This window comes from Pseudomonas sp. ZL2 (assembly GCF_054788455.1).
The window spans coordinates 20,363-27,923 of the sequence record NZ_JBGOGX010000039.1; the positions used below are offsets into that span (position 1 = coordinate 20,363).

At 64.1% G+C, this 7,561-nt stretch carries 7 protein-coding genes and 2 tRNA genes; all 9 read left to right on the forward strand.

What is annotated here, in order from left to right; genetic code table 11:
- The first annotated feature begins 97 nt into the window (after positions 1 to 97).
- The 9 genes from accD to ABM562_RS20825 all read left to right on the forward strand — a co-directional run bounded on the left by accD (position 98) and on the right by ABM562_RS20825 (position 7,560).
- Positions 98 to 1,018 carry an acetyl-CoA carboxylase, carboxyltransferase subunit beta gene (accD, locus tag ABM562_RS20785; RefSeq protein ID WP_460423169.1) on the forward strand — a complete coding sequence of 307 codons (921 nt, stop codon included), beginning with the start codon at positions 98 to 100 and terminating at the stop codon, positions 1,016 to 1,018.
- Positions 1,015 to 2,322, forward strand: coding sequence for a bifunctional tetrahydrofolate synthase/dihydrofolate synthase (gene folC, locus ABM562_RS20790; RefSeq protein ID WP_460423171.1), 1,308 nt, complete (start codon positions 1,015 to 1,017; stop codon positions 2,320 to 2,322). The genes accD and folC overlap by 4 nt, the downstream gene beginning before the upstream one ends.
- Entirely contained in the window at positions 2,306 to 2,974 is a 669-nt protein-coding gene (locus ABM562_RS20795; protein WP_134061819.1) for an SPOR domain-containing protein, read from the forward strand. Before folC ends, ABM562_RS20795 begins: the two co-directional genes overlap by 17 nt.
- 99 nt (positions 2,975 to 3,073) lie before the next feature.
- Positions 3,074 to 3,628, forward strand: a complete 555-nt coding sequence (locus tag ABM562_RS20800) for a CvpA family protein (protein WP_036996463.1) — start codon at positions 3,074 to 3,076, stop codon at positions 3,626 to 3,628.
- 41 nt (positions 3,629 to 3,669) lie between these two features.
- On the forward strand, positions 3,670 to 5,175 hold the full coding sequence (purF, locus tag ABM562_RS20805) for an amidophosphoribosyltransferase (protein ID WP_115085991.1): 1,506 nt from the start codon (positions 3,670 to 3,672) through the stop codon (positions 5,173 to 5,175).
- A 15-nt stretch (positions 5,176 to 5,190) separates the two neighbouring features.
- Positions 5,191 to 6,402: an O-succinylhomoserine sulfhydrylase gene (locus ABM562_RS20810; protein WP_095161624.1), complete on the forward strand. Its 1,212-nt coding sequence runs from the start codon at positions 5,191 to 5,193 to the stop codon at positions 6,400 to 6,402.
- Positions 6,403 to 6,413: 11 nt separating this feature from the next.
- Positions 6,414 to 7,172 carry an SDR family oxidoreductase gene (locus ABM562_RS20815; RefSeq protein WP_177414847.1) on the forward strand — a complete coding sequence of 253 codons (759 nt, stop codon included), beginning with the start codon at positions 6,414 to 6,416 and terminating at the stop codon, positions 7,170 to 7,172.
- Positions 7,173 to 7,331: 159 nt separating this feature from the next.
- Positions 7,332 to 7,407: transfer RNA gene (locus ABM562_RS20820), tRNA-Val, on the forward strand.
- Positions 7,408 to 7,483: 76 nt separating this feature from the next.
- Positions 7,484 to 7,560: transfer RNA gene (locus ABM562_RS20825), tRNA-Asp, on the forward strand.
- Position 7,561 lies beyond the last annotated feature (1 nt).

Below are 7,561 nucleotides of genomic sequence, written 5' to 3' on the forward strand. Positions count from 1 at the left end.
CCGGACCATCATCGCGTCATACACGAATTGAGCTCAAGGGCATACGCGCGAGCTGGCAGCCATAACCTGCCGGTCGCCGTTACTGGAGAAAGAAAGCATGAGCAACTGGTTAGTAGACAAACTGATCCCTTCGATCATGCGTTCCGAGGTGAAGAAGAGTTCGGTCCCTGAAGGCCTGTGGCACAAGTGCCCGTCCTGCGAGGCCGTGCTGTATCGTCCGGAGCTGGAAAAGACCCTGGATGTCTGCCCTAAGTGCAACCATCACATGCGTATTGGCGCTCGCGCACGCATCGACATCTTCCTCGATGCCGAAGGCCGCGCCGAGCTGGGTGCCGACCTGGAGCCGGTCGACCGCCTGAAATTCCGCGATGGCAAGAAGTACAAGGACCGCCTGACTGCCGCCCAGAAGCAGACCGGCGAGAAAGACGCGCTGATCTCCATGAGCGGTACCCTGCTGGGCATGCCGATCGTGGTCAGCGCCTTCGAATTCTCCTTCATGGGTGGTTCCATGGGCGCCATCGTTGGTGAGCGCTTCGTCCGCGCGGCCAACTATGCCCTGGAAAACCGCTGCCCGATGGTCTGCTTCTCGGCCTCCGGTGGTGCGCGCATGCAGGAAGCGCTGATCTCGCTGATGCAGATGGCCAAGACCTCTGCGGTACTGGCGCGCCTGCGCGAGGAAGGCATCCCGTTCATCTCGGTACTGACCGACCCGGTCTACGGCGGCGTTTCCGCCAGCCTGGCGATGCTCGGCGATGTGATCGTCGGTGAGCCCAAGGCGCTGATCGGCTTCGCCGGCCCGCGCGTGATCGAGCAGACCGTACGCGAGAAGTTGCCAGAAGGCTTCCAGCGCAGCGAGTTCCTCCTCGAGCACGGCGCCATCGACATGATCATCCCGCGTCAGGATCTGCGTCAGCGCCTGGGCAACCTGCTGGCACAGATGATGGGCCTGCCGACGCCGAAGTTCGTCGCTCCGGTGAGCGAGCCGATCGTCGTTCCGCCGGCGCCTGCCACCGTATGACCCAACGTACCCTTGGCGACTGGCTCGCCTACCTCGAGCAGTTGCATCCGTCGGCCATCGACATGGGCCTGGAGCGTTCGCAACAGGTCGCTGCGCGGCTCGGGCTGGGCCAGCCGGCGCCACGGGTAATCACCGTGACCGGCACCAATGGCAAGGGTTCGACCTGTGCCTTCGTGGCCGCGTTGCTGCGCGCCCAGGGCCTCAAAGTCGGTGTCTACAGCTCGCCGCACCTGCTGCGTTACAACGAGCGGGTGCAGATCAACGGCGCTGAAGCTGGCGATGAGCAACTGTGCGAAGCCTTTGCTGCCGTCGAGGCAGCCCGCGGCGAGATTTCCCTGACCTACTTCGAGGCCGGCACCCTGGCGGCGTTCTGGCTGTTCAAGCAGGCGGCGCTGGACGCCGTAGTGCTCGAAGTCGGCCTGGGCGGACGCCTGGATACCGTCAATATCGTCGATGCCGACCTGGCGCTGGTCACCAGCATCGGCGTCGACCATAGCGACTACCTGGGTGATACCCGCGAGTTGGTAGCTTTCGAGAAGGCCGGGATTTTCCGCGAGGGCAAGCCGGCCCTGTGCGGCGACCTCAATCCGCCACAGCCGTTGCTGGACAAGGCCCGTTCCCTGCACGGCCCGCTGTTCCTGCGCGGCCGCGACTTCGACCTGGCCAGTACCGACCGGTACTGGCAATGGCGCGGGGTCAATGCCCGCGGCGAGGTGGTCGAGTTGCAGGACTTGCCGTTGCTCGACCTGCCAATGGAAAACGCCGCGCTTGCGCTGCAGGCCTATCTGTTGCTCGACCTGCCGTGGGATGCCGGGCAAATCGCCGAGGCCCTGCGCAGCACGCGCATGGTCGGCCGCCTTGATCGTCGGGCCTTCACCTGGCAAGGCAAACCTTTGACTATCCTCATGGATGTCGGGCACAACCCGCATGCTGCCGAGTACCTGGCTCAGCGCCTGGCCGCGCGGCCGCTGCAGGGCAAGCGCCTGGCGGTGTTCGGTTTGCTCGCCGACAAGGACCTCGAGGGTGTGATCAAGCCGCTGCAGCAACAGGTTCAGGCCTGGGCCGTGGCACCGCTGGATACCGCCCGCAGCCGGCCAGTCGCCGAGCTGCAAGCGGCGCTGACGAACCTTGGCGCTGTGGTGCAGTCTTACGCCAGTGTCGCTGCTGCCCTGGAAGGGCAGTGCGCGCAGGCAACGGCAGATGACGAAATCCTGCTGTTCGGATCATTTTTCTGTGTCGGCGAAGCCTTGCAGTGGCTCGACCGGCAGGCCACGGAGGACGGGGCAAATGGCATTGCTGGATAAAGTGGTCAAGCAACGCATGGTCGGGGCGCTGGTGCTGGTGGCACTGGCGGTGATCTTCCTGCCGATGCTGTTCTCCCGCGAAGACGAAATGCGCCAGGTGCGCGTCGAAGCCCCCGAGGCACCGGCCGCGCCAACCCTGCCGCAAGTGCAGGTGGAACCTGTTCAAGTCCCGGAGCCGCAGGTACTGCCTGAAGAGCCGGTGATCGTCGAGCAGTCCACTGCACCGCTGCAGGCGCCGAGCACGCCGATTACCCCGGCGCCAAGTGCCACGCCTGCGCCGACGCCAGCGCCGGCTGCACCGGCCGTCGCCGCAAAACCGGCCGCGCCGGCGCCAGCCAAGGTGGAAGTCAAACCGGCAGCCACGGTCGCCACCGCGGCCAAGCCGGCGGCGGGCAAGATCGACGCCAACGGCCTGCCGGTCAGCTGGTCGATCCAGATGGCCAGCCTGTCCAATCGCGCCAGTGCCGACAACCTGCAGAAAACCCTGCGCAGCCAGGGCTACAACGCCTATATCCGTTCGGCTGAAGGCATGAACCGGGTGTATGTCGGGCCGTTGATCGAGCGCGCCGAGGCCGAGCGCCTGCGTGATGTGATCAACCGCCAGCAGAAGCTCAAGGGCTTTGTCGTGCGCTTCCAGCCCGAGCGCAGCTGAACCCTTGCCGCCCGGCCCGCACCGGGCGGTAAATCACTGCTTACCGACAGCCCGTTGCTCTGGTAAAATGCGCCGCCTTATCCGTTTGCAGGCAACACTGTGGCATTTACCTGGGTCGACTGGGCGATTCTCGCGATCATCGCCATTTCTTCGCTGATCAGTCTCAAGCGCGGCTTTGTCAAAGAGGCCTTGTCGCTGCTTACCTGGATCATCGCCGGTGCCGTGGCCTGGATGTTCGGTGGCTCGCTGTCGCAGTACCTGGAAGCTTATATCCAGACGCCTTCGGCCCGGGTCATCGGCGGATGCGCCATTCTTTTCGTCGCCACCCTGCTGGTGGGGGCCATGATCAATTTTCTCATCGGCGAGCTGATTCGCGTCACCGGGCTGTCCGGGACCGATCGCTTCCTGGGCATGGCCTTTGGCGCCGCCCGCGGGGCCTTGCTGGTGGTAGTGGCCGTCGGGCTGTTGAGCCTGGGGCCGGTACAACAGGATCAGTGGTGGCAGGAGTCTCGCCTCCTGCCACAATTTCTATTGGTGGCTGACTGGTCGAAAAACCTCATTCTGGGGTTCACCAGTCAGTGGCTAGCCAGCGGAATCAGCGCACCGGCTGATCTCCCGTTCCAGGAACAGCTGCTTGGGCCCAAAACGCCTTGAGCGCTGTTCAGTCCAGTTTCATTAAGTAGGGGTTGCGTCGCATGTGTGGCATCGTCGGTATCGTCGGTAAGTCGAACGTCAATCAGGCGCTGTATGACGCGCTAACCGTCCTCCAGCACCGCGGCCAGGACGCTGCCGGTATTGTGACCAGCCATGATGGCCGGTTATTCCTGCGCAAGGACAACGGCCTGGTCCGTGACGTCTTCCAGCAGCGGCATATGCAGCGCCTGGTCGGTCACATGGGTATTGGCCACGTGCGCTACCCGACTGCGGGCAGCTCGACCTCGGCCGAGGCCCAGCCGTTCTACGTCAACTCGCCCTACGGCATCACCCTGGCGCACAACGGCAACCTGACCAACGTCGAACAGTTGGCCAAGGAGATCTACGAGTCCGACCTGCGCCACGTCAATACCAACTCCGACTCGGAAGTGCTGCTCAACGTCTTCGCCCATGAGCTGGCGGTGCGTGGCAAGCTGCAACCGACCGAAGAAGACGTGTTCGCCGCAGTCACCGACGTGCACAACCGTTGCGTCGGCGGTTACGCGGTGGTGGCGATGATCACCGGCTACGGCATTGTTGGTTTCCGTGACCCCAACGGCATCCGTCCGATCGTCTTCGGCCAGCGTCACACCGACGAAGGCGTCGAGTACATGATCGCCTCCGAAAGCGTTTCGCTGGACGTGCTGGGCTTCACCCTGATCCGTGACCTGGCGCCGGGCGAAGCGGTGTACATCACTGAAGAGGGCAAGCTGCACACCCGTCAGTGCGCGACCAACCCGCAGCTGTCGCCGTGCATCTTCGAGCACGTCTACCTGGCCCGTCCTGACTCGATCATCGACGGCGTCTCGGTGTACAAGGCGCGCCTGCGCATGGGCGAGAAGCTGGCCGAGAAGATCCTGCGCGAGCGTCCGGACCACGACATCGACGTGGTTATCCCGATTCCCGACACCAGCCGCACCGCGGCGCTGGAACTGGCCAACCACCTGGGCGTCAAGTTCCGCGAAGGCTTCGTCAAGAACCGCTACATCGGCCGTACCTTCATCATGCCCGGCCAGGCTGCGCGCAAGAAATCGGTACGCCAGAAGCTCAACGCCATCGAACTGGAGTTCCGCGGCAAGAACGTGATGCTGGTGGACGACTCGATCGTGCGCGGCACCACCTGCAAGCAGATCATCCAGATGGCCCGCGAAGCCGGCGCGAAAAACGTCTACTTCTGCTCCGCCGCCCCGGCGGTACGCTTCCCTAACGTCTACGGCATCGACATGCCGAGTGCCCACGAGCTGATCGCGCACAACCGCAGCACCCAGGATGTCGCCGAACTGATCGGCGCCGACTGGCTGGTCTACCAGGACCTGCCGGACCTGATCGAAGCGGTCGGCGGTGGCAAGATCAAGATCGAGCATTTCGATTGCGCGGTGTTCGACGGCAAGTACGTCACCGGCGACATCGACGAAGCCTACCTGGACAAGATCGAGCAGGCGCGCAACGACGCCTCCAAGGTCAAGAACCAGGCGGTCAGCGCGATCATCGACCTCTACAACAACTAAGTTAGGAGCAGCGGCATGACACAGGAATGGGATGCCGGGCGCCTGGACAGCGACCTCGAAGGGGTCGCTTTCGACACGCTGGCGGTACGCGCCGGCCAGCATCGCACGCCGGAAGGTGAGCACAGCGACCCGCTGTTCTTCACCTCCAGCTACGTGTTCCGCACGGCGGCCGATGCCGCCGCGCGGTTCGCCGGCGAGGTTCCAGGCAACGTCTATTCACGCTACACCAACCCGACCGTACGCGCGTTCGAAGAGCGCATCGCCGCCCTCGAAGGCGCCGAGCAGGCGGTGGCCACCTCCACCGGCATGTCGGCGATCCTCTCGACCGTCATGGCCCTGTGCAGCGCTGGTGACCATGTGCTGGTCTCGCAGAGCGTCTTCGGTTCGACCATCAGCCTGTTCGAGAAGTACTTCAAGCGCTTCGGTGTGCAGGTCGACTACGTGCCGCTGACCGATCTGGCCGCCTGGGACCAGGCGATCAAGGCCAACACCAAGCTGCTGTTCGTCGAATCGCCCTCAAACCCCTTGGCCGAGCTGGTGGATATCGCCGCCCTGGCCGAGATCGCCCATGCCAAGGGCGCGCAACTGGTGGTCGACAACTGTTTCAGCACCCCGGCCTTGCAGCAGCCGCTGAAGCTGGGCGCCGACATTGTCGTGCACTCGGCGACCAAGTTCATCGACGGCCAGGGTCGTTGCATGGGCGGCGTGGTTGCCGGGCGCAGCGAGCAGATGAAGGAAGTGGTGGGCTTTCTGCGCACCGCCGGGCCGTCGCTGAGCCCGTTCAACGCCTGGATCTTCCTCAAGGGCCTGGAGACCCTCAACCTGCGCATGCGCGCCCACTGCGCCAACGCCCAGGCCCTGGCCGAATGGCTGGAGCAGCAGGACGGCATCGACAAGGTCCATTACGCGGGCCTGCAGAGCCATCCGCAGCATGAGCTGGCCAAGCAGCAGATGAGCGGCTTCGGCGCGGTGGTGAGCTTCGAGGTCAAGGGCGGCAAAGAGGGCGCCTGGCGCTTCATCGACGCCACCCGGCTGATTTCGATCACCGCCAACCTGGGTGACAGCAAGACCACCATCACCCACCCGGGCACCACTTCCCACGGCCGTCTGTCGCCGCAGGAGCGTGAGGCTGCCGGCATTCGCGACAGCCTGATCCGGGTTGCCGTGGGCCTGGAAGACGTCGCTGACCTCAAGGCCGATCTGGCCCGCGGGCTGGCGGCGCTGTGATCGACTGGTCGGTGGGCGACAGCAGCCATAACGGCCGCGTCGCCCTGGTCACCGGGGCGGCGCGGGGCATTGGCCTGGGCATTGCCGCCTGGCTGATCAGTGAAGGCTGGCAGGTGGTGCTCACTGACCTCGACCGTGCCCGTGGCGCGAAAGTCGCCAAGGTGCTTGGCGACAACGCCTGGTTCGTCGGCATGGATGTCGCCGACGAAGCCCAGGTGATGACCGGCGTGGCCCAAGTGCTGGGCCAGTTTGGCCGGCTCGACGCCCTGGTGTGCAACGCGGCGATTGCCGACCCGCACAACACCACCCTCGAAAGCCTGAGCCTGGCGCACTGGAACCGGGTGCTGGCGGTCAACCTCGGTGGCCCGATGCTGCTGGCCAAGCACTGTGCGCCGTACCTGCGCGCCCATTGCGGGGCGATCGTCAACCTGGCGTCGACCCGCGCCGGGCAATCGGAACCCGACACCGAGGCCTATGCCGCGAGCAAGGGCGGGCTGCTGGCCCTGACCCATGCCCTGGCCATGAGCCTGGGCCCGGAGATTCGCGTCAATGCGGTAAGCCCCGGCTGGATCGATGCCCGTGATCCCGCCCAGCGCCGTGCCGAGCCCCTGACCGAAGCCGACCATGCCCAGCATCCGGCGGGCAGGGTAGGGACGGTGGAAGACGTGGCGGCGATGGTGGCCTGGTTGCTGTCGCGCAATGCCGGCTTCGTCACCGGCCAGGAATTCGTGGTCGACGGTGGCATGACCAAGAAGATGATCTATCGGTAGCGGCAAGATGTCCGCAATGTGCTTTTGATTTTGCTTTTTCTTGTGGCTTGCAGCTTGAAGCTTGAAGCTGTTTTTTTCACCTCAGTGAAAAAAACTTCAATCAGGCTATTGACTTAGGTTCGATACCTGCGTAAATTTCGCCACCTCAGCGAAGCACACGGGTGATTAGCTCAGCCGGGAGAGCATCTGCCTTACAAGCAGAGGGTCGGCGGTTCGATCCCGTCATCACCCACCACTTCCTGAGATGTTCCTGACCCGACACTTTCGCAAGAAGGTGTTACCAGAGAGGAACCGGACGCAAGTCCATATGCGCAGCGGTAGTTCAGTCGGTTAGAATACCGGCCTGTCACGCCGGGGGTCGCGGGTTCGAGTCCCGTCCGCTGCGCCAT